Raw genomic sequence first — 19,256 nt, 5'->3', positions numbered from 1 at the left:
CAAGGCCCCGACATTAGCGCTTGGCAGAGCGGAGCCATCCCCGCCCCATGCCTACAACTCTATCTGGCCGTCGAATACATGCTCGGCCGGACCCGTCATATAGACCGGCTGGCCCGGCCCCTTCCAGGCGATGGTCAGCTTGCCACCCGGCAAACTGACGGTGACCCGCTCCTTGAGCTTGCCCTGACTTATGCCGATCACCGCCGCCGCACAGGCGCCGGTACCACAGGCAAGCGTCTCGCCCACTCCGCGCTCGAACACCCGCAGCTTGATCTCGGTGGCGTTGACCATCTCCATGAAGCCGACGTTGACCCGCTCAGGGAAACGCTCGTGCCGCTCCATGATGGCACCCAGTGTCTCTACCGGCGCGTCGGCCACCGAAGGCACTTCGATGACGCAGTGAGGGTTGCCCATGGAGACAACACCACACATCACAGTATGCTCTTGCGCCCGCAACAAATAGGTTTTTTCCGCCTTCTGGGCCCGAAACGGGATCTTGCCCGGTTCAAACTGGGGGACACCCATGTTGACCGTGACCTGATTCTCCCCTTCCAGCTGCAGGGTAATGCGACCGCGGGCCGTGCTGACCGCGATGCGATCCCGGTTGATCAGCCCCTTGAGACGCACGAAGCGGGCGAAACAACGGGCACCATTGCCGCACTGCTCCACCTCGCTGCCATCGGCATTGAAGATACGGTAGTGAAAGTCGAGTTCAGGATCATAGGGCGGCTCCACCAGCAGCAGCTGGTCGAAGCCAATCCCGAAGTGGCGATCCGCCAATTTCTTGATGACGTCATTGCTGAAAAACACCTTCTGGGTGACACCATCCACCACCATGAAGTCATTGCCCAGCCCGTGCATCTTGGAAAAATCTATCAACATCGTGCGTTCCTGTACCCTTTAGGCAGTAAATGCTCACTGCACCAGCGATCGGTCAACTTATCACGCTCAATCGTGCGTTTCCCTGCTATCAGGGCAGTAGATGCTCGCCGCGCCAGAGATCGGCCAACTGCTCGCGCTCTCTGATGAGGAAGGATTGCGTGCCATCCACCAGCACCTCGGCCGCGCGCGGACGGGTGTTGTAGTTGGATGACATGGTAAAGCCATAGGCACCGGCCGAACGCACTGCCAGCAGGGACCCCTCCGCGATAGCGAGGGAGCGCTCCTTGCCGAGAAAGTCACCCGTCTCGCACACAGGGCCGACCACGTCGTACAGCGCCGGCTCATGGGCCGCGCGGCTGTCCACCTCTATGATGTTCATCCAGGCGCCGTAGAGGGAGGGACGTAGCAGATCGTTCATACCGGCGTCGATCAGCGCAAAGTTGCGGGTCTCGCCCGGCTTCAGGTACTCCACCCGGGTCAGCAGCACACCGGCGTTGGCGACGATGGCGCGGCCCGGTTCGAACAGCAGGGTCAGATCCCGGCCCGCCAGCTTCTGCTTGAGCGCCTCGGCATATTCGGTGGGGTGCGGTGGCTGCTCGGCGCCATAGTTGACCCCGAGCCCACCGCCCACGTCCAGGTGATGGATCTGGATGCCTTCTGCCGCCAGTTCGTCGATCAATCGCAGCAGCTTGTCAGCCGCCTCCATAAAGGGTGTCAATTCAGTGAGCTGGGAGCCGATATGGCAATCCACCCCCTTGATCTCTATGTTGGCCATGGCGGCCGCCTTGCGATAGATGGCGGGCGCCTGCTCGATGGGGATACCGAATTTGTTCTGCTTGAGGCCGGTGGAAATATAGGGATGAGTCCCGGCATCGATATCCGGATTGACCCGCACCGAGACCCGGGCTTTCTTGCCCATGCTGCCCGCCACCCGATTCAACCGTTCCAGTTCGGCTTCCGACTCCAGGTTGAAACAGAAGATCTCTTTATCCAGCGCCAGTTGCATCTCGGCTTCGCTCTTGGCCACACCGGAGAAGACCACCTTGGCCGGATCGCCGCCTGCCGCCAGTACCCGCGACAGCTCGCCGCCGGAGACGATGTCAAAACCCGATCCCAGACGGGCAAGCAGGTTGAGCAGCGCCAGGTTGGAGTTGGCCTTGACCGCATAGCAGATCAGATGGGGAATATCGCCAGCGGCCTGATCGAAGGCATGCCAGTGGCGTTCAAGGGTCGCGCGGGAGTAGACATACAGCGGAGTGCCGTACTGCTCGGCCAGGTATTGCAGCGAGGTGTGTTCGGCCTGAAGCTGGCCGTCGGCGTCGTAGTTAAAGTGATCCAAGGGGCGGTTCCTTCCTAAATTATTGCGGCGCGGCCTCTGGGGCGGCCTCGGCGGTCACAGGCGTCTGTGCTTGCGGTGTATTCTGGGTCTGGGGCTGCTGGGGGGGCGGCATGTAAAGCGGCCCCGTCAGGCCACATGCGGCCAAACCAAGAGACAGAGGAATGGCAAGCAGACACTTGGTAAGCTGGGTAATCATAATGGTTCGCTGCGAAAAATTTTTTGGCCCTCTATAATCGCACTCACATTGTTAAAAGCAACAGGATAAACCGATGAAGGATCACGAGTATCACGCCCTGACCGACGCCTTTTTCCAATATGTGGAAGACACTGTCGACGCAGGATATCCGGATATTGATTGTGAACGCGCCGGCGGGGTCTTGACCCTGTCGTTCGAGAACAGGACCAAGGTCATCATCAACAAGCAGGAGCCCCTGCACCAGATCTGGGTCGCCACCCGCGAGAACGGTTTCCACTTCGAGCTGCAAGGGGAAACCTGGATAGACAACCGCTTCGGCCATGAGCTCAAGGCCCTGCTGACCAAGGCCTGCACCACCCAGGCGGGTGAGGCAGTGGTATTCCCATGATCGACCGACATCCGCAGGACGCCCGCCACGCCGTGATCTGGCTGCACGGGCTGGGGGATTCCGGCGCGGGTCTGGCACCGCTGGTGGATGCGCTGGACTTGCCTGCCGACCTGCCGGTGCGTCATCTGCTGCCCGATGCCCCCGAACGCGCCATCACCATCAATATGGGCTACAAGATGCGCGGCTGGTACGACATCAAGAGCTTCGACGATCCGGTGGATCGCGCCGTGGAGTCCCATGTGCGTGAATCTGCCGATCGTATCGCCGCCCTGCTGGATCAGCTGGTGGCCGAAGGCTTTGCTCCCGAGCGTATTCTGCTGGCCGGTTTCTCCCAGGGCGGCGTCATCGCCTCCTTCACCGCCCTGCGTCATCCGGCACGGCTTGCCGGGCTGCTCTGCATGTCCACCTATCTGGCGGCGCCCGATGCCCTGCTGGCGGAGATGAGCGAGGCCGCTCGCAGCCTGCCCATCTGCTACATGCACGGCATCTATGATGACGTGGTGAGCCTCTCCATGGGCTGGGACGCCAAGAATAAGCTGGAAGCAGCAGGGCTGACCCTCGAGTGGCACGAGTACCCCATGCGTCACGAGATCTGTCGCCCGCAGCTTGACGACATCCGCAGCTGGCTGCTGGCCCGCCTCGCGCACTGAGCAGGCTCCGGATAGCCAAACGGCCTGCATCTGCAGGCCGTTTTTATTCGGCAGGTTCGAAGACCCGTATCAGCAAGAGAGTCAGGCCGGCGGCCTTGTCGCCAACCCCATGCCCGACCTCTGGTGCTACCCCGTCGCCGAACCCAATTCACGGGTCTGGCCTGCACCGTCACGCTGCTGTCCCTGGCTGCGGTAGGGGATCACCTCCAACTCGCCATTGACCTGCACTATCTCGTAGTACTGTGGCAGGTTGAAGTTGCTGAACTGGCCTGCATCGCTGAAACGCTCGTGGCTGGAGGTGTAGAAACGGTTCACCCCCTGAACCAGCTCATCCTTGTTGCCGGCAAAATGCTGGTAGATCTCCACCCGGTTCGCCTCATCCAGGATATAGATGTTGGTACCCGCATCCCGGGTATCGAAGAAGAACTGCACCAGCCCTTCGCTGGCATAGGAGTCGACGATACCGGGCAGGTGCTGGCTGTGAGTCTTGTCGAGTCGCAGCGGCAGGTGATCCAGCTTGTTGTGGGAGATGTGACGGTAAAAATCGATGGCGTTTTCCAGCTTCTTGACCGACACCCCGCGCCGCTCGAAGAAGATGCCGTACTTCTCGCGGCCGAGCGCCAGCGTCTTGACCAGCTGCTGCTTGTCACGGGCGAGGCGCAACTCGATGCACTCGGCCACCAGCTGCTGGAAACGGGTCCGCACCAGGGAGCGGAAGTGCTGACTGTAACAGAACACCTCTATCATCTCGGGGGCGGCGGCGTCCTGGTGCATCTTGCCGAGTATGGTGGTAAGGGCGTCCACCACGGCTTCGTCACCCTGGAAGTGCAGGGTGCGGATCTCGCTCCAGGAGTTGCGATAAACCAGATCCACAGATCCCACCAGACACTCCAGATTGCGGCCAAACGAGAAGACATCGGCGGCATTGGCGTCGAATTCGATCACCTGACCCACCCAGTGGCTGGTCGGATCCGTCTCCAGGTTGAGGAAGATGGAGAGCTGACGGATCTCGCACGGACGGCTGAGGGCCAGGTTGGTGGCGCGGGGATACTTGACCGGGAAGGTGCCGGACAAGTCACGACAAAACTGGTGCAGATTGTCGATGTGCAGATCCGACCCCTGATTGAACAGGTGTACCCGGGACTGGGGCGTCAGCAAACCGTTGAAGTAGGCCCAGGAGACCAGCTTGCTGATGTAGCCGTTATATTCGAGCGGTGCCCGACCTATGATATCCACCGGTTCGAGGGAGTGCTTGTAGAGATACCAGCCAGCGCGGTTGAGGCGGCCGTGGGGCACCTGCACCAGGCTGAGGTCCGGTTCGCTAAGATCCGGCGCTATGGTCAGGTTGATGCGCTGCACCTTGCCCGGCAGGCTCTCGAACGCAGCGTAGAGCTTGCGCGACAGTATGCCGATGTCTTCCGGGTTGATGGACTCGCTGATGTTGTTGCGCCGGGCAAACTGGATCAGGTTGCGATAGCTCTGCATCAGGGCTTCCAGCAGCTCGGCGTGGGCCACCTTGACGTCCTCGACCTTCCACTCCTGGCGGTGATCCAGATGATGCAGCCGCTCCGGACTCCAGCCCCAGTAGGCTACCAGCTGGGTCATCTGCTCGCGGCGCCAGGCCGGGGAGTGATCCTCCTTCGGATGGCTGAGGCCGTCACACACTTTCAAATAGAAGCAGCGTCGCACCAGATCCAGCCGCTGCATGTCGCCGATGGACTTGAGGTAGTTGGTCACCTTGTCCAGCATCAGGCAGTAGTTGTCGAGCCGGTAGTGCATGCCCTCGTTGTGCTGGAACCAGTCGCGGCTGGTGACAGACAACAGGCGGGTATTGGGATACTCGTGGGAGTAAGCCTCCATCAGCACCGACTTGAGCACGGCTTTGTAAGGGGAGTCGATACCCTTATAGAGCTGCCACAAGGCGGAGCCGAAGTACTCCTCGGCGGGAATGCGGTTGAAACTACCAAGATCGAGCCAATCGTCCTGGCTCAGCTTGTCGTGGGCAAACAGGCCGTTCACGTACTCGTCGTAGTGATCGTCATACTCGGCAGGCACCAGATACCAGAGCAGGCGCTTGCCAGCGATCAGCATGGCGCTGCGGTAGAACTCGTCGAGCAGCAGCAGGTGCTGGGCGCTACCGCAGCTCTCCCCCTGCATCTGGGCATCGTTGCGCTGGCGGAACTTGTCCTCGGGGATCAGGAAGAAGTTGAGATCGACCCCACGCTGCTCGGCCCACTTGGAGAGTTGCTGGCACTTGAGATCCAGCAACTCGAGCCGCTCCTGCGACAAACCGGCCACGTGGCAAACCCAAATATCGAGATCCGAGTAGCAACACTGACCAATGGACGAGGTGCTGCCCATGGAATAGAGCCCCTGAATCGACTTGTCATGGGTCGTGAGGCCGTTCTGGCAGTTGGCGTTCTGGCACAGATCCTGGATGAAGGCCTGCTGGGCCTCGTTGGCGGTAAAACTCCAGATACCGTGGGGCACATCACCTGCCACATAACCGGGCAACAGGGGATGATTGAAGTGCAGCATGACGGGCAGCAGTTGGAAGACCTGCTGCCCGTAGCGACTCATGAGACCTAACGCCCGTTGCGTCTTGAGACGATTGAGTTCGTCGTAGCGCGCCACCAGCGTATCGAGTTTTACCAGCAATGCCCTGCCTATACCGAGGTAAGAAATGACGCACCAAAACGGGGAAGACGTCAAAAAAGTGTGATCATGTTAACAATGCAAACAGCGGTGGTAAACAAGCCCGCACTGAATCACTGGATTATTTATGACTCACTGCTTAACAGTATCAGCGGAAAGCAATAAAAATGAATAAATTCAATACATTAATAAATTAATTCTACTTAATGAAAATCATTTTCAACCCCTCTTTTTGAGCTTGGCCCCGCTTTTGCTGGCTACGCCATGAAAGCCCCTGCAAAGGGTGGTAAGATCGTTTTCCTTCTAAAGATGAAACAACTGATTGATATGGCAGCCCGAACCCTGAAAATTGCCACTCGCAAGAGCCCATTGGCCCTGTGGCAGGCCAACTTCGTCAAAGACCGGCTGGAAGCCCTGTACCCCGAGTTGCAGGTCGAGCTGGTACCCATGAGCACTCAGGGTGACAAGATCCTGGATACCCCTCTCGCCAAGGTGGGCGGCAAGGGGTTGTTCGTCAAGGAGCTGGAGACCGCCATGCTGGAGGGGCGTGCCGACATCGCCGTCCACTCCATGAAGGATGTGCCGGTGGAGTTCCCCGAGGGACTGGGTCTGCACACCATCTGCGAGCGCGAAGATCCGCGCGATGCCTTCGTTTCAAACCGTTACAGCCAGATAGACGCGCTGCCGCAGGGTGCCGTGGTCGGTACCTCCAGCCTGCGCCGTCAGTGCCAGTTGCGAGCAGTACGCCCTGATCTGGTGATCCGCGACCTGCGCGGCAACGTCAATACCCGTCTCGCCAAGCTGGATGCCGGTGAATATGACGCCATCATACTCGCCGCCGCCGGCCTGAAGCGTCTGAAGATGGCGTACCGCATTACCACCTTCCTCGAACCGGAACAGAGTCTCCCCGCCAACGGCCAGGGGGCCGTCGGTATCGAGTGCCGGCTCGATGATGAGGAGCTACACGCCCTGCTGGCGCCCCTCGAACACCGCGAGACCCGGATCCGGGTGCTGACCGAGCGCGCCATGAACCGTGCCCTGCAAGGGGGCTGTCAGGTGCCTATCGGTGCCTATGCCCTGGTGCAGGGGGATGAGGTCTGGTTGCGCGGCCTGGTGGGCAGCCCGGATGGCAGTCAGGTGATCCGCGACGAGATCCGCGGCCCGCTGGCAGACGGTGAGGCGCTCGGCCACACCCTGGCCCAGCGTCTGCTGGCAGCCGGCGCCGACCTCATCCTGGCCGAGGTCTACCGGGCATGAGTGCGGGCCGGGCCAGGTCATGGCCACAACCGCTGAGCGCTGCCTGATGGTCCCGCTGGTGGTGCGTCCGACCGCTCAGGCCGCCGAGCTGGTGCAGCTGTTGCGCCAGCACGGCCACGCACCGCTCTGCTGTCCGCTGCTGGAAACTGTGGCGGGCAGCGAACTCTCTCGCCTGACCGAACTGCTGCCCCAGGCTGACATAGTCATAGCCGTCAGCATGCATGCAGTTAATTTTACTCATCATTTTCTGTTGCAAACTGGTCAGACCTGGCCACATATTGACTACTTTGCGGTCGGTCAGGCCAGCGCGGACGCCTTCGCTGACGCAGGCATAGCGGCGAGCTGCCCGGACGATCCGCGCAGTGAAGGGCTACTGGCCCTGCCCGCCCTGCAACAGGTGAGCGGCAGGCGGGTGCTGATCCTGCGCGGCAATGGCGGTCGGGATCTCATCGCCCGGACGCTGGCCTCACGAGGTGCTCTGGTGCACTATTGTGCAGCCTATGAGCGTCACTACCCCGAGCTGGACGGGGAAGCATTGACTCACCACTGGCAGGCGACCGGGCTCGACAGCCTGCTCATCACCAGTGGCGAACTGTTGCAGCGGCTGCTGGAACTGGTGCCCAGTCAGCAGCAGCCCTGGCTTTATGACCGCCTGTTGGTGGTGCCCAGCCCCCGCGTAGCCGAGATGGCCGAGGCGGCGGGCTTTACCCGAATCACGATTGCCCAAGGTGCATCCAACCAGGCCCTGACGGCTGCTCTGGCAGCGAGGAAGATGGAATGACTGAACAACAAGAATCCCAGGTCAAGCCCCAGCCGACCCCTGTGGTCAACGGTGGCAAGAGCCGTTCCGGTACCCTGCTGGGTGGCGTGGCCATATTGCTGGCCCTCGGCCTGACCGGCAGTCTCTACCTGCACGGCCACAAGAGTGCGGTGGCCCAGCAGGGGGAACTGGATCAGCTCAAGCTGCAACTGGCCGGTGCCATCGCTAAGCTGGATCAGAGCAACAGCAAGGAGAGTGAACAGCTGGCAGCTTTCGGCAAGCAGCAGCAACTGCTGCAAGACGAGCTCAAGGACCTGCAGAGCCGGGTGCTGGATCTCAACGACAAGCGCCCCAACGACTGGATGCTGGCCGAAGCCGAATACCTGGTGCGCATGGCGGGCCGCAAGCTGTGGCTGGAGCATGACCTCATCTCCGCTATCACACTGCTTGGCAATGCCGACGAGCGGATCAAGGCACTCAACGACCCCAGCCTGATGCCCATCCGCAAGGCACTGGCGGCAGACATAGCCCAGCTCAAGGGGATGCCGCGCATCGACCGTGAGGGGCTGACGCTCAAACTGGCAGCGCTATCCGACCAGATTGAGCTGCTGCCGCTCTCCACCGTCAATATGCCGGAAGCGAAAATCGAACCGGATCAGGCCGTCAGCACCAACCCGGACGAGTGGCAAAGCAACCTGAAGAAGAACTGGCTCAAGTTCACCGAAAACTTCATCACCATACGTCGCCGCGATGGGGGCGTGGAGGCCCTGCTCTCCCCGCAGCAGGAGATTTTCCTGCGCGAGAACCTCAAGACCAAGCTGCTGCAAGCCCAGTTCGCCGTCTACCGCGAGCAGCAGGCGCTGTATGACGACAGTCTGGAGAAGGCACAGCGCTGGCTCACCCAGTATTTCGATACCGACAACAGCGCCACCCACTACATGCAGACCGAACTGGACAAGCTCAAGGGTGAGCAGATCCAGTTCGACTATCCGGATCGCTTCAAGACCCAAGCCATGCTGGAAGAGGTGCTGAACGAGCGCCTGCAACGCATTCTGGCCGGCAACTGAGGAGGGCACCATGATTCGTCTGATTGTTCTGGTGGCCGTGATGGTGGCGGGGCTGATATTCGGCCCGCAAGCCTCCGGCAACAAGGGGTATGTCCTGATCTCCCTGGGTAACTACACGGTGGAATCCTCGGTCACCAGCGCCGTGATCCTGGCCGTGCTCTTCTATGCTGCCCTGCTCATCGTCGAGTGGGTGCTGGGCCGGCTGTTCGGCCTGCGTCGCAAGACGCTGGGCTGGTTCGGCTCCCGTCGGCGCCGCAAGGCCAACCAGCAGACGGTAGCCGCCACCCTGGCCATGGCCGAAGGTCACTACATCCAGGCCGAGAAGCTGATGCTCAAAGGGGCCAGCAACAGCGATACCCCGCTGCTCAACTACCTGAGCGCCGCCAAGGCCGCCCAGGCCCGTGGCGATGACGTGCGCCGGGATCAATACCTGCAAAAAGCGCAGGAAGAGCACCCCAAGGCCGAGCTGGCGCTGACCCTGACCCAGACCCAGTTGCAGATCGAGCAAGGCCAGTACGATACGGCACTGGCCATGCTGGAATCCGCCTATGCCCTCAATCCACGCCACCCCATGGTGCTGGATCAGCTGCGTCAGGTACACCTGGCGCGCGAGGAGTGGACAGCCCTCATCGACCTCATTCCCGCCCTGCACAAAGTGGGCAAGCTGACCCCCAAACAGGAAGAAGCTCTGCTGCATCAGGCCTGGCGCGGTCGGCTCAAGAGCGCCAGCGGCGCCCTCGAAACCCTGCGCCCTGTCTGGCAGGAACTGCCGCGCAAGCTGCGCCAGGATCCGGATCTGCTGGCCTGCTATGGCGATCGACTGCGCCAGCTCGGCGCCGACCAGGAGGCTGCCGAGCTCTGGCTGGATGCGCTGCGCAAGCAGGTTTCCCCCCAACTGCTGGCTCGCCTGCCCAGGCTCAAGCTCGACAACTACCAGCCCATGCTGACCCTGTTGCAGAAGATCCAGGATCAACCGGCCGCAGAAGCGGCGCTGGCCCAGATCTATCTGCTGGCCGGTCAGCTGGACGAAGCCCAGCGACTGCTGGAGAAGGCGGTGGAGACAGCACCGAGTGCCGCCATCTACAACGCCCTCGGCCAGGTAATGGACAAGCGCCGGCTCACCAACAAGGCCAACGAGTATTATCGTCAGGCCCTGCAACTGGCCGACATCTGATCCTTACCCCTGTGCCAACAGCACAAAAAAGAGAGGCCGCTATTGCGGCCTCTCTTTTATCTGTTCATCTCTCTATTTTTACCCGGATTAACACCAGTCATGGCTTATGCCGTCAACCGCTCCAGCTCACCGATGAGCCAGATGGCCTCCTCCCTGTGATAGCCGCACACATCCGGCATGGGTCTAAAACCGCGGCACACCAGAGGGCGATCCGGCTGATCGAAAATCTTGCAGCCCAGCCGCACATCGAGCTGGACGCAGGGCACTCCGGCCGGTTTACCGGCGGGCATACCCGGAATAGCGCTGCTGATACTGGGGGCAATGCAACAGGCTCCACAACCTTGACGACATTCCATGTAACGCTTTCCTGTGCGTGGCGAACCAGTCTATCAAAGGGCTGCGATTCCCCTTAGCCTTATCCCCTGCGTCCGTGAAATAGTCGCCAGTCGGGGGTAGTATCAACCCGCAGACAACAAAAAGCCCGACAGCGGCAGCGGTCGGGCTCTTCATGTTGCAATGGCAGGTTCAACCCATTCTCATCAGAGAATGATATCGCGCACCACGCTGTCTTTACGATCCAGGAAGTGGATCGACTTGATGCGACGGAATGAGTACGGGACTTGCCGCCACATCGCTCATCCCCATTACAGGATGATATCGCGCACCACGCTGTCCTTGCGATCCAGGAAGTGGATCGACTTGATGCGACGAATGGTGCGTGACTTGCCACGGATCAGCAGGGTTTCCGTGGTCGCCATGACGCCATCGCTGGTGATGCCATCCAGCAGATCACCCTTGGTGATGCCGGTTGCCGAGAAGATGACGTTGTCATTCTTGGCCAGGTCTTCCAGCTTGAGCACCTTGCTCACGTCTATGCCGAGCGCCTCGCAGCGGGCAATTTCCTGCTCGCCCAACGCACGCACTTCCGGGCTGTCACCCTTGACCTTGTGACGGGGCATCAGGCGAGCCTGCATGTCACCATCCAGCGCGCGGATCACCGCCGCCGAGATCACCCCTTCCGGCGCGCCGCCAATGCCATACAGCATGTCGACTTCGCTGTCCGGCAGACAGGTGAGGATGGAGGCGGCAACATCACCATCGGGGATGGCAAATACTCGCACGCCCAACCCCTGCATCTCCTTGATAGCCTTGTCGTGACGCGGCTTGGCCAGGGTGATCACGGTCAGGCGGGAGAGCGGCTTGCCAAGCGCCTTGGCCACGGCCTTGAGGTTCAGCTCGAGGGCCTGATCCAGGTCGATGGCACCTTTGGCCTTGGGACCCACGATCAGTTTTTCCATGTACATATCAGGCGCCTTGAGGAAGGAGCCCTTGTCGCCGACGGCCAGCACGGCCAAGGCGTTGGCCTGGCCCATGGCGGTCATGCGAGTACCTTCGATCGGGTCGACCGCGATATCCACGGCGTCGCCCAGACCCGTGCCTACCTTCTCGCCTATGTAGAGCATGGGGGCTTCGTCAATTTCACCTTCGCCGATCACAATCTCACCATCGATCTGGATCTGATTGAGGATATGGCGCATGGCCGCTACGGCCGCCCCATCGGCGATATTCTTGTCACCACGTCCGAGCCACTTGTAGCCAGCCAGTGCAGCCGCTTCCGTCACTCGGGAAAACTCGATTGCCAGTTCACGTCTCATCGCATATCCAACCTTTGGAGCTCGAAAACGGGCGGCATTCTATCACAAGGGCAAACCTTTGCGCGCAAAAGTGGCGGATCGTCAAATAAATCACGGCCCTTCACCAAACTGACATCAAATCGCCACCGACACGTCACTTGGGTGTCACCCCGCTGTCATTCCCCGCACCTAGCATGGCCCCGTCTTTAAAACCAAAGCTTGCAACACAAGGAATTAAGATGAAAAAGCTGACTGTAGTGGCACTGGCTCTCACCGCGGCCTTCCAGGCGCAAGCCGTTGAAGTTTACAAAAATGACACCACCAGCCTGGATCTGTACGGCCGCATCTACGCCGGCCAGTTCTTCGGTGACAAGAAGGAAGGGGTCGACACCGCCCATCCGAACGGCACCCAGGAGTACAGCGACAAGCAGGGCGCCAACCAGTTTGTCCGCTTCGGCGCCAAGGTGGATAGCCAGATCAACAGCCAACTGAAGGCGCTGGCCCAGTACGAAGTGCAGATGTACATCAACGACAGCGAGAAGACCATCAGCGAGGATTCCGACAACCTGCGCACCCGTCTGGCGTTCGCCGGTGTCGGCGCCGACTGGGGCAATATCACTTTCGGTCGCCAGAAGGGGGCCCCGGGCTTGCTGGCCGACTGGACTGATGTCTCCCTCTCCGATGGCTACGGCAACGAGGCCCTCGGTGCCAAGACAGACACCTTCGCCACCAACCGCGCCGGTTCAGTGTTGAAGTACTCGGGTCTGTTCAACGGCTTCCAGGTAGACACCAGCTACAAATTCGATGGCGGTGACACCGAAGAGACAACCAGCAAGGACAGCGATGCCGCCTACGGCGCCGCCGTGGCCTACACCTTCCCGTTCAACCTGGCGCTGGGTACCGCCTACAACGTGGGTATCCGTGACAAGAACGAGGAAAAGGATGCCAAGCTGTGGCTGCTCTCCGCCAAGTACGACAACAAGGCCGTCTATGCAGCCCTGAGCTACGCCGACGGCACCGACTTTCTGGCCACCGGCAAGGATCACACTGGCTGGGAAGGGGCACTCGGTTACAACTTCGAAAACGGCTTCGGCCTGATGGCACTGTGGAACAAGCAGAAGGTGGAGCAGGACGGCAAGGCCAACTACGACTCCATCGACTACTACACCCTGGGCGCCCAGTATAAGTTCAACAAGAACCTGCGCGTCATCGGCGAGTACCGCATCAACAACCTGGACAGCCAGGAGAGCGGCAAGCTCAACGTCAAGGATGACTTCCAGCTGGCGGCCCGTTACGACTTCTAATCTCGGCTCTCAGTCAACAACAGAACGCGCCGGCTTATGCCGGCGCGTTTTTTGTTGGCCGGTAAGGGGAGACAGGCCAGCTGCAGTCCGGCCCATGATCTAGGCTCAACAGAACCACGAAGAGGAGATCACCATGCCGTTACGCCTGCTCATCTGTTGCTGCCTGCTGCTCGCCCTTCCCGCTCAGGCGCTGACCATCGCCATGGTGCTGTGGCGCGGCGAAACGGATGCCGAGCGGAGCTTTCGCGCCGAGCTGATCCGGCTCGGCTATCAACCCACCTTCGTCACCTTCAACGCCAATCAGGATCGCGCCGCCTTCGCGACCCAGTTGCGCCAGCAATTGCTGCCCTCCCTCGCCCGCTACGACTACATCTACAGCTTCGGGACCACGGCCACAACCATGGTCAAGAGCCTGCTCGGCGAGCGCAAGCCACTGATCTTCAACATAGTATCTGACCCCGTTGGAGCCGGGATCCTGTCGGAAGATCAGGCGGAAAACCGGATGGTGGCCGGAACCAGCAACCTGGTACCCATGGCGCTCCAGCTGGCCAACGCCCGCAAGCACCTGCCCACCGACAAGGGACTGCTGCTGCCCTTCAACCCCCGCGAACAGAACACCCTGCTGACAAGTGAGCTGCTGCTGCGCGAAGCCAAACGCTATCAATGGGATCTCGCCACATGGCGCATCGCGCCTGACAAGCGGCGGCTGGCCAACGAGCTCAAGCGCCTGCAACAGGATGCCCGCCAGCGCATTGTCTTCCTGGCCGCCGACAGCTATCTGCTCTCCATCGCCCCCGAGCTGCTGGCCGCTCTCAACGAAGGGGGCATCCCCACCATCTGCAGCGCCGAGCTATTTGTCGAGCACGGCTGCACCGTCGGCACCATCAGCAGTTATGAAACCCTGGGCCGGATGACGGCCAACATCATCCACCGCAACCTGCAGGGCACACCGCTGCAAGACATTCCATTGCAAACGGATCCGGCCCCTCGGCTGGTTCTGGGCAAACAGCTGACATCTGCCGACAATCAGAGCACTCAGGGCAAGTGACCACACAGCCCGCCCATGGACCCCAACACCGCCGCCAGCCTAACCCGGCTGCATCGCGGCATGGGCTCTGGCAGCCCTCGCCACTGTGCTGGTCGCCCTGATCTGAAACGCTCACGCCAGCCCTGGTCTATACTCCCAAAGCACCATATGGGAGCTATCTAGCCGTTTGATGCAGATCCCTTGCTTATATAACCTGAATGGCAGGTTCAAATTTTATTCATCGCAGTTCGATAAACTCTGAGTCATGCCCTACAACATACACGCCAAGGAGTAATTACAAGATGAAGTTATTTACCAAGAAGCACGGCCTTGTCCTCATTCTGCTCGCCGCCAGCGGAACCCTTAGCGCCACCGAGATCGCCAACAACAACATCACGGAAACCGAGATAAAAGCCGCGCAAGATGCCTGGGGTAAGGCCCTTATCCAGATCAGCGATGATTACCGTAGCGGTGGTATCGAGAAAGCCAAAAAGACCGCCACTGCGGTTCTCGACAGCGCCTACGGCTATTCCCAAGGTCCCGTACTGTTCAAACCGACCCTGGCCAGCGGCGAACAGACCTTCCGTATCAATAAGGAAGGGGCCCTCGCCTACTTCGTCGGCCACAACACGGCCTATCCTGCCGACAGCGGCTTCGCCCTCAAAAACTGGAAAAGTTACAGCTACGACAACGCTGCCATCTACATCAATGGCAACATGGCACTCACCATGGGCAATGTGCACCTGATTGACCGGGATAACAAAGAGACCACGGTCGACAAGACCTGGGGCTTCAAGAAAGGGGACGACGGCAAGGTGCGCATAGTGCTGCATCACTCCTCCCTCCCCTTCAGCAAATAAAATAAACAAGCAAAGGCGACCAATAGGTCGCCTTTTTGCTACTGGGCCATCAGTTTTGCTACCTGTGGGGATGACGACAACACCAATTCTGTTAGCATGCCCGCCATGATGAATCCAAACGAAACACAGATGCAGATCCTCCCCTTCACCACAGCTGACATGGAAACCGTCCTCACCATCTGGCTGGATGCCTCCCTGCTGGCACATCACTTCATCCCATCGCGTTACTGGCACGACAATCTGGGCCCGATGCGAGAGCTTTATCTGCCCGCTGCCGACTCTTATGTGCTCTGGCAAGATGGTAAAGCACTCGGTTTTTATTCCCTGTATGAAGAGACCCTGGCCGCCATCTTCGTTACCCCGGCGCAGCAAGGACACGGCTATGGCAAGGCACTGCTGGCCCATGCCAAGCAGCAGCGGCAAACACTGCGCCTGCAGGTGTATCAGCAAAACCGGGCCAGCTGCGACTTCTATCTCGCTCAGGGCTTCCAGATAGAGGCCGAACAGCAGGATCCCCACACCGGCTGCGCCGAGTGGGTGATGGCCTGGTCGGCGGAAGACTAACACCGTTCGATGGCGAGTGAATTTTCCGAGCCATTCCCGGCCCGCACCAGCAGGTCACCCAAGTGCAAGGTCTGCGCGCGCAGATAAAACAGGATCGCCGGTCAGCAGAACGGGGAGTTCGCGGGCCCCTGGTTGCAACACATTCAAGGCGCCTGCTCCTGTGAGGAGAGCCTCCCCATCATGGGACTTAAAACCTCAGAGTCAGGCCGATATTGGCCTGCCATTGGGTCACCAGCTCGCCGCGCACCTTGAACACACAGTTATCCGGGTTGCAGAGAAACTGGTTGCTGTCATTGACCAGCGAGCCATAACCGCGCACCTCGGCCCGCAGCGCCAGATGCTCGGTCAGGCGTGGCAGCACCCCGAGCGCCAGCGACATGGAGGGCGTCACCTCGCTGTCATAGGCGGCAAAACGGGTCACCCCGATACCGGCACCTATGTAGGGTGCCATCAGGTTGTCCGACAAGATGAGCGCCCCGGCAAAATGCAACATGTCTACCGTCAGGCGATCCGGCTGATCCGGGGAGAGGCGGGTTGATTGGTGGCTGTAGAGCAGCTCTACCATTCCGGGGTCGTCCACCTCCTTGCTGATAAAGAGGCCCCAGTTGCCGGAGCTCTGCCCCTGCAATGAATCCAGCGAGGCCGAGAGCGGCACCGGCTGCACCACATCGCCGCTCTTCTCGAAATCGATGGATGAGCTGTAGCCGAAAAACGGCGTCATCTGCCAACCGGTGCTGGCGGTTGCCTCGGCACTCCAGGCCTGCCCCAGCGGCAGCAAGAGCCCCATCATCATGATCCCTGCTCGTTTCATCACAGTCCCTCTGCTTGTGCACCAGTGCCCACCAAGCATATCAGAGTCCCCTGACCCCCATCCTAAACCCAGCCTGTATCAGCCCATTTTCGCAGGGAGGATCACACCGCCGCGATCCTATCCCGCCACCACGCGACACATAGCCACTGCCGTTATTCATCCGGGATTAACCTCTGCCCCGTATGCTGGCACCTAACCGGCTCATGGTGATCCGGTTCAACTCACCATAAGGACATCCGGGGATGGTTGCCGCGCAACTCAAAGACCCGCAACACAAGCTCTCCGACACCCTGCGGGCGACCGCCCACGCCATCGAGGAGAGCCATATCAGCCTGCGCCAGATGCTGGCCCTGGTGGGTGAGCAGGGCATGTTGCTGTTTTGCGTGCTGCTCACTGTGCCCTTCCTGCTGCCGGTCTCCATCCCGGGCGTCAGCACCCCGTTTGGCCTGCTGATCCTGTTTATCGGCATCGGCATCACCCTCAACCGGGTGCCCTGGCTGCCCGCTATCCTGATGGAGCGTCGCTTCGCCGCCGCTCAGCTCAAGCCGACCCTGCACAAGGGCGCGGACCTGCTGGCCCGCATCGATCGTTTCATTCGCCCGCGCCTCTTGCTATTGACTGGCAGCGGCCCCATCAACCGCTGCAACGGCCTGCTGCTCATGCTGGCGGCCCTGCTATTGATGCTGCCGCTGGGAGCCATCCCCTTCACCAATGCCATGCCCGCCTGGGCCATATTGCTGCTGGCCATCGGCATGTTGCAGCGGGACGGCCTGTTCGTCGCCAGCGGCTACCTGCTGGTCAGTGCGACCCTGGTCTGGTTCAGCGCACTGGCAATCGGTCTGCTGATGGCGGGGCAGAACATCTCGACCCTGCTGAGCTGATGCCACCGACATGAAAAAGGGGCGACCAAGTGGTCGCCCCTGTTGTTTTGCGCTCTCTTCGGCTCGTCAGAGCAGATCGTAGATGAGGGCCGAGATGGCCAGCAGTCCCACCACCATCACGAACAGTGTGCTGGGCCCGCGATAGCGCGCGAGCGCCGGCAGGCGATAGATGGAGTAGGCAGGCAGCAGGAACAGGATCACCGCGATCAGCGGTCCGCTCACCTTCTCAATGATGTCCAGCACATTGGGGTTCAGATAGGTGATGATCCCGGTCACGACAAACAGGATAACGGATGAGACTCGGGCTATGGTGACCTCCCGGAGGGAGAGCCCCAACCCCTGACAGGCGCCGCTCACCATGCTCACAGTCCCCTCGCTCACCCCCATGGAGGTACCGAGAAAGGATTTGGACATGGCCAAAATGGCGATGAGCGGACCCACATAGGCGATCAGCGGATTGGAAAACTTGTTCGCCAGCGCCGACAGCACGGAAATATTGTCGGTGCGGGCCAACGCCATTTCCGCCTGGCTCAGACTCATTACACAGCTGATGACAAAAAACAGCACGCTGCCGCAGATCAGCAGGCTACTGCACTTGATGATGCGCTTGCTGCGCACGTCGGCGCTCACATGGCAGCGCTTCTTCTGGGCGGCAGTAAAGGAAGAGATGATGGGGGCATGACTGAACGAGAAGACCATCACGGGCACGATCAGCCAGAGGGATTTCCAGAAGGCGGGATCGCGCCACTCCACCGCCGGACTCTCGCTGAAATAGGAGAGGCTCCACTGGGGCAGCAAAAAAACGGAGATGCCCAGCAAGAAGACGACCATTGGCAACGCCAGCAGGCTGATGGCCGACACCACCACCTGTTTGCCGGTCAGCAGGATCAGATGCAGACCCAGCATCACCGCCAGCACCAGCCAGCCACGGCTCAGCACGGCGCCCCCCAGCTGATGCGCCATGAAGCTCTCGATAGCATTGGTGATGGAGATGCTGTAGACCAGAATGATGGGGTAGAAGGCCATCAGATAGACCAGCATCAGCAGCTTGCCCGCCCTGGTACCGAAGTGCTCCTCCACCACATGGGTAATATCCCCTTCCCGATGGGAACTGGATAATACCAGGCGACTCAGCGCTCGGTGGGAATAATAAGAGAGCGGGAATGCCATCAATAATATAAACAGCAGAATAACGGGGGAATTACTGCCTACGGTAATAGGGAGAAAGAGTGTACCAGCACCGACGGCAGTGGCATATAAGCCCATGGTCCATACCGAATCACTTTTCTCCCATTTCAACTTTGAAGCAGGATTCTTCTTTTCAGCAATAGCAACACTCATTGCGATATACACCTTACTTGTCTGTCATATTTGTTATTTTATTAGCCTGTGTAATAGGCAGGTGATATGTCTGTTCATATCAACCAGATTGTAGAAAAAGCAAATCCGCCAGCGGTCAATAAGACAGCTAATATGAAGCGGAAAAGTCACGCTACCATCGTTGAAATCGCTATAAAGGTCAAGGTTAATAATTCATAGCTGTTTGAGTGGTGTTGTTTCAAAAGACAATGAGATGTATCATTTTGTTCTCAATATGACCAGTTCGTTCCCGGCTGATAACATAAGACAACACTGCTGGGCGTGGTCCAATAACATGAATAAAATCAGTCATCAGACCGATAATATTAGCACCATCAAGCCGGGCATATCAGCGAAATCAGTAGGTCATAATATCGGCTAATTGACTCACTCACCAATAGTCGACATGGCCGGATATAGATACCGCCAGCCCCCTTCATTATTCTGT

19 protein-coding genes are annotated in these 19,256 nt (G+C 59.6%); 11 read left to right on the top strand and 8 right to left on the bottom strand.

The genetic code is table 11. The annotated features are described in order from the left end of the window. Positions 1 to 51 precede the first annotated feature (51 nt). The 3 genes from dapF to lptM all read right to left on the bottom strand — a co-directional run bounded on the left by dapF (position 52) and on the right by lptM (position 2,417). Positions 52 to 882 (bottom strand): diaminopimelate epimerase, encoded by an 831-nt coding sequence (gene dapF / locus BN1129_RS17960; RefSeq protein ID WP_042038414.1) that lies wholly within the window; start codon positions 880 to 882, stop codon positions 52 to 54. Positions 883 to 970: 88 nt separating this feature from the next. Continuing rightward, positions 971 to 2,221: a diaminopimelate decarboxylase gene (gene lysA, locus BN1129_RS17955; protein ID WP_042038412.1), complete on the bottom strand. Its 1,251-nt coding sequence runs from the start codon at positions 2,219 to 2,221 to the stop codon at positions 971 to 973. A gap of 19 nt (positions 2,222 to 2,240) precedes the next feature. Then, positions 2,241 to 2,417, bottom strand: coding sequence for an LPS translocon maturation chaperone LptM (gene lptM, locus BN1129_RS24280; protein ID WP_219927913.1), 177 nt, complete (start codon positions 2,415 to 2,417; stop codon positions 2,241 to 2,243). Positions 2,418 to 2,490: 73 nt separating this feature from the next. Here lptM and cyaY point away from each other — a divergent pair, with 73 nt between their 5' ends. Then, positions 2,491 to 2,805, top strand: coding sequence for an iron donor protein CyaY (cyaY, locus tag BN1129_RS17950; protein ID WP_042038410.1), 315 nt, complete (start codon positions 2,491 to 2,493; stop codon positions 2,803 to 2,805). Continuing rightward, a complete protein-coding gene (locus BN1129_RS17945) occupies positions 2,802 to 3,455 on the top strand; it encodes an alpha/beta hydrolase (RefSeq protein WP_042038408.1) in 654 nt (217 codons plus the stop codon). Before cyaY ends, BN1129_RS17945 begins: the two co-directional genes overlap by 4 nt. Positions 3,456 to 3,581: 126 nt before the next feature. Here the strand turns inward: BN1129_RS17945 and BN1129_RS17940 are convergent, their stop codons facing one another. Next, positions 3,582 to 6,113 (bottom strand): class I adenylate cyclase, encoded by a 2,532-nt coding sequence (locus BN1129_RS17940; RefSeq protein WP_042038407.1) that lies wholly within the window; start codon positions 6,111 to 6,113, stop codon positions 3,582 to 3,584. 324 nt (positions 6,114 to 6,437) lie between these two features. Between BN1129_RS17940 and hemC the strand changes: the two genes are divergently transcribed. Genes hemC through BN1129_RS17920 form a run of 4 tightly spaced genes read left to right on the top strand, consistent with a single transcriptional unit; the run spans position 6,438 to position 10,368 of the window. After that, entirely contained in the window at positions 6,438 to 7,367 is a 930-nt protein-coding gene (gene hemC, locus BN1129_RS17935) for a hydroxymethylbilane synthase (protein WP_042038435.1), read from the top strand. A gap of 46 nt (positions 7,368 to 7,413) precedes the next feature. Then, positions 7,414 to 8,148, top strand: a complete 735-nt coding sequence (locus BN1129_RS17930) for a uroporphyrinogen-III synthase (protein WP_042038433.1) — start codon at positions 7,414 to 7,416, stop codon at positions 8,146 to 8,148. Further along, positions 8,145 to 9,194: a uroporphyrinogen-III C-methyltransferase gene (locus BN1129_RS17925; protein ID WP_042038405.1), complete on the top strand. Its 1,050-nt coding sequence runs from the start codon at positions 8,145 to 8,147 to the stop codon at positions 9,192 to 9,194. Before BN1129_RS17930 ends, BN1129_RS17925 begins: the two co-directional genes overlap by 4 nt. A 10-nt stretch (positions 9,195 to 9,204) precedes the next feature. Next, complete coding sequence (locus BN1129_RS17920) at positions 9,205 to 10,368, top strand: heme biosynthesis HemY N-terminal domain-containing protein (RefSeq protein WP_042038403.1); 1,164 nt, start codon at positions 9,205 to 9,207, stop codon at positions 10,366 to 10,368. Between the two features lie 104 nt (positions 10,369 to 10,472). Here the strand turns inward: BN1129_RS17920 and BN1129_RS17915 are convergent, their stop codons facing one another. Both BN1129_RS17915 and glpX read right to left on the bottom strand, forming a co-directional pair. Then, positions 10,473 to 10,724 (bottom strand): YkgJ family cysteine cluster protein, encoded by a 252-nt coding sequence (locus tag BN1129_RS17915; protein WP_042038401.1) that lies wholly within the window; start codon positions 10,722 to 10,724, stop codon positions 10,473 to 10,475. A 288-nt stretch (positions 10,725 to 11,012) separates the two neighbouring features. Next, positions 11,013 to 12,023, bottom strand: coding sequence for a class II fructose-bisphosphatase (gene glpX / locus BN1129_RS17910; RefSeq protein ID WP_042038400.1), 1,011 nt, complete (start codon positions 12,021 to 12,023; stop codon positions 11,013 to 11,015). A 218-nt stretch (positions 12,024 to 12,241) separates the two neighbouring features. Here glpX and BN1129_RS17905 point away from each other — a divergent pair, with 218 nt between their 5' ends. From BN1129_RS17905 to BN1129_RS17890, 4 genes are all read left to right on the top strand, one after another. After that, on the top strand, positions 12,242 to 13,306 hold the full coding sequence (locus BN1129_RS17905; RefSeq protein WP_042038398.1) for a porin: 1,065 nt from the start codon (positions 12,242 to 12,244) through the stop codon (positions 13,304 to 13,306). Positions 13,307 to 13,439: 133 nt separating this feature from the next. Next, on the top strand, positions 13,440 to 14,354 hold the full coding sequence (locus BN1129_RS17900) for an ABC transporter substrate-binding protein (RefSeq protein ID WP_042038397.1): 915 nt from the start codon (positions 13,440 to 13,442) through the stop codon (positions 14,352 to 14,354). A gap of 281 nt (positions 14,355 to 14,635) precedes the next feature. Then, on the top strand, positions 14,636 to 15,193 hold the full coding sequence (locus BN1129_RS17895; RefSeq protein WP_042038395.1) for a hypothetical protein: 558 nt from the start codon (positions 14,636 to 14,638) through the stop codon (positions 15,191 to 15,193). Between the two features lie 129 nt (positions 15,194 to 15,322). Then, positions 15,323 to 15,757: an N-acetyltransferase gene (locus BN1129_RS17890; protein ID WP_042038393.1), complete on the top strand. Its 435-nt coding sequence runs from the start codon at positions 15,323 to 15,325 to the stop codon at positions 15,755 to 15,757. 187 nt (positions 15,758 to 15,944) lie between these two features. On the opposite strand, the gene BN1129_RS17885 is transcribed toward BN1129_RS17890, so the two are convergent. Further along, positions 15,945 to 16,568: an outer membrane beta-barrel protein gene (locus tag BN1129_RS17885; RefSeq protein ID WP_042038392.1), complete on the bottom strand. Its 624-nt coding sequence runs from the start codon at positions 16,566 to 16,568 to the stop codon at positions 15,945 to 15,947. A gap of 242 nt (positions 16,569 to 16,810) precedes the next feature. On the opposite strand from BN1129_RS17885, the gene BN1129_RS17880 reads away from it, so the two are divergent. Then, entirely contained in the window at positions 16,811 to 17,449 is a 639-nt protein-coding gene (locus tag BN1129_RS17880; protein ID WP_042038390.1) for an exopolysaccharide biosynthesis protein, read from the top strand. A gap of 66 nt (positions 17,450 to 17,515) precedes the next feature. Here BN1129_RS17880 and BN1129_RS17875 read toward each other — a convergent pair whose 3' ends face one another. Continuing rightward, positions 17,516 to 18,715, bottom strand: coding sequence for an amino acid permease (locus BN1129_RS17875; RefSeq protein ID WP_244463079.1), 1,200 nt, complete (start codon positions 18,713 to 18,715; stop codon positions 17,516 to 17,518). Positions 18,716 to 19,256 lie beyond the last annotated feature (541 nt).

This window comes from Aeromonas popoffii (assembly GCF_000820025.1).
Taxonomy (GTDB): domain Bacteria; phylum Pseudomonadota; class Gammaproteobacteria; order Enterobacterales; family Aeromonadaceae; genus Aeromonas; species Aeromonas popoffii.
This window is presented reverse-complemented; position numbering and strand designations above follow the sequence as displayed.

Bases quoted from the DNA above. Each gene is read 5' to 3' on its own strand.
- BN1129_RS17885 (WP_042038392.1), bottom strand. From the start codon at position 16,568: ATGAAACGAGCAGGGATCATGATGATGGGGCTCTTGCTGCCGCTGGGG.
- hemC (WP_042038435.1), top strand. From the start codon at position 6,438: ATGGCAGCCCGAACCCTGAAAATTGCCACTCGCAAGAGCCCATTGGCC.
- glpX (WP_042038400.1), bottom strand. From the start codon at position 12,023: ATGAGACGTGAACTGGCAATCGAGTTTTCCCGAGTGACGGAAGCGGCT.
- BN1129_RS17945 (WP_042038408.1), top strand. From the start codon at position 2,802: ATGATCGACCGACATCCGCAGGACGCCCGCCACGCCGTGATCTGGCTG.
- lptM (WP_219927913.1), bottom strand. From the start codon at position 2,417: ATGATTACCCAGCTTACCAAGTGTCTGCTTGCCATTCCTCTGTCTCTT.
- cyaY (WP_042038410.1), top strand. From the start codon at position 2,491: ATGAAGGATCACGAGTATCACGCCCTGACCGACGCCTTTTTCCAATAT.
- BN1129_RS17895 (WP_042038395.1), top strand. From the start codon at position 14,636: ATGAAGTTATTTACCAAGAAGCACGGCCTTGTCCTCATTCTGCTCGCC.
- BN1129_RS17890 (WP_042038393.1), top strand. From the start codon at position 15,323: ATGCAGATCCTCCCCTTCACCACAGCTGACATGGAAACCGTCCTCACC.
- BN1129_RS17915 (WP_042038401.1), bottom strand. From the start codon at position 10,724: ATGGAATGTCGTCAAGGTTGTGGAGCCTGTTGCATTGCCCCCAGTATC.
- BN1129_RS17920 (WP_042038403.1), top strand. From the start codon at position 9,205: ATGATTCGTCTGATTGTTCTGGTGGCCGTGATGGTGGCGGGGCTGATA.
- BN1129_RS17925 (WP_042038405.1), top strand. From the start codon at position 8,145: ATGACTGAACAACAAGAATCCCAGGTCAAGCCCCAGCCGACCCCTGTG.
- dapF (WP_042038414.1), bottom strand. From the start codon at position 882: ATGTTGATAGATTTTTCCAAGATGCACGGGCTGGGCAATGACTTCATG.
- BN1129_RS17905 (WP_042038398.1), top strand. From the start codon at position 12,242: ATGAAAAAGCTGACTGTAGTGGCACTGGCTCTCACCGCGGCCTTCCAG.
- BN1129_RS17900 (WP_042038397.1), top strand. From the start codon at position 13,440: ATGCCGTTACGCCTGCTCATCTGTTGCTGCCTGCTGCTCGCCCTTCCC.
- BN1129_RS17875 (WP_244463079.1), bottom strand. From the start codon at position 18,715: ATGGGCTTATATGCCACTGCCGTCGGTGCTGGTACACTCTTTCTCCCT.
- BN1129_RS17930 (WP_042038433.1), top strand. From the start codon at position 7,414: ATGGTCCCGCTGGTGGTGCGTCCGACCGCTCAGGCCGCCGAGCTGGTG.
- BN1129_RS17880 (WP_042038390.1), top strand. From the start codon at position 16,811: ATGGTTGCCGCGCAACTCAAAGACCCGCAACACAAGCTCTCCGACACC.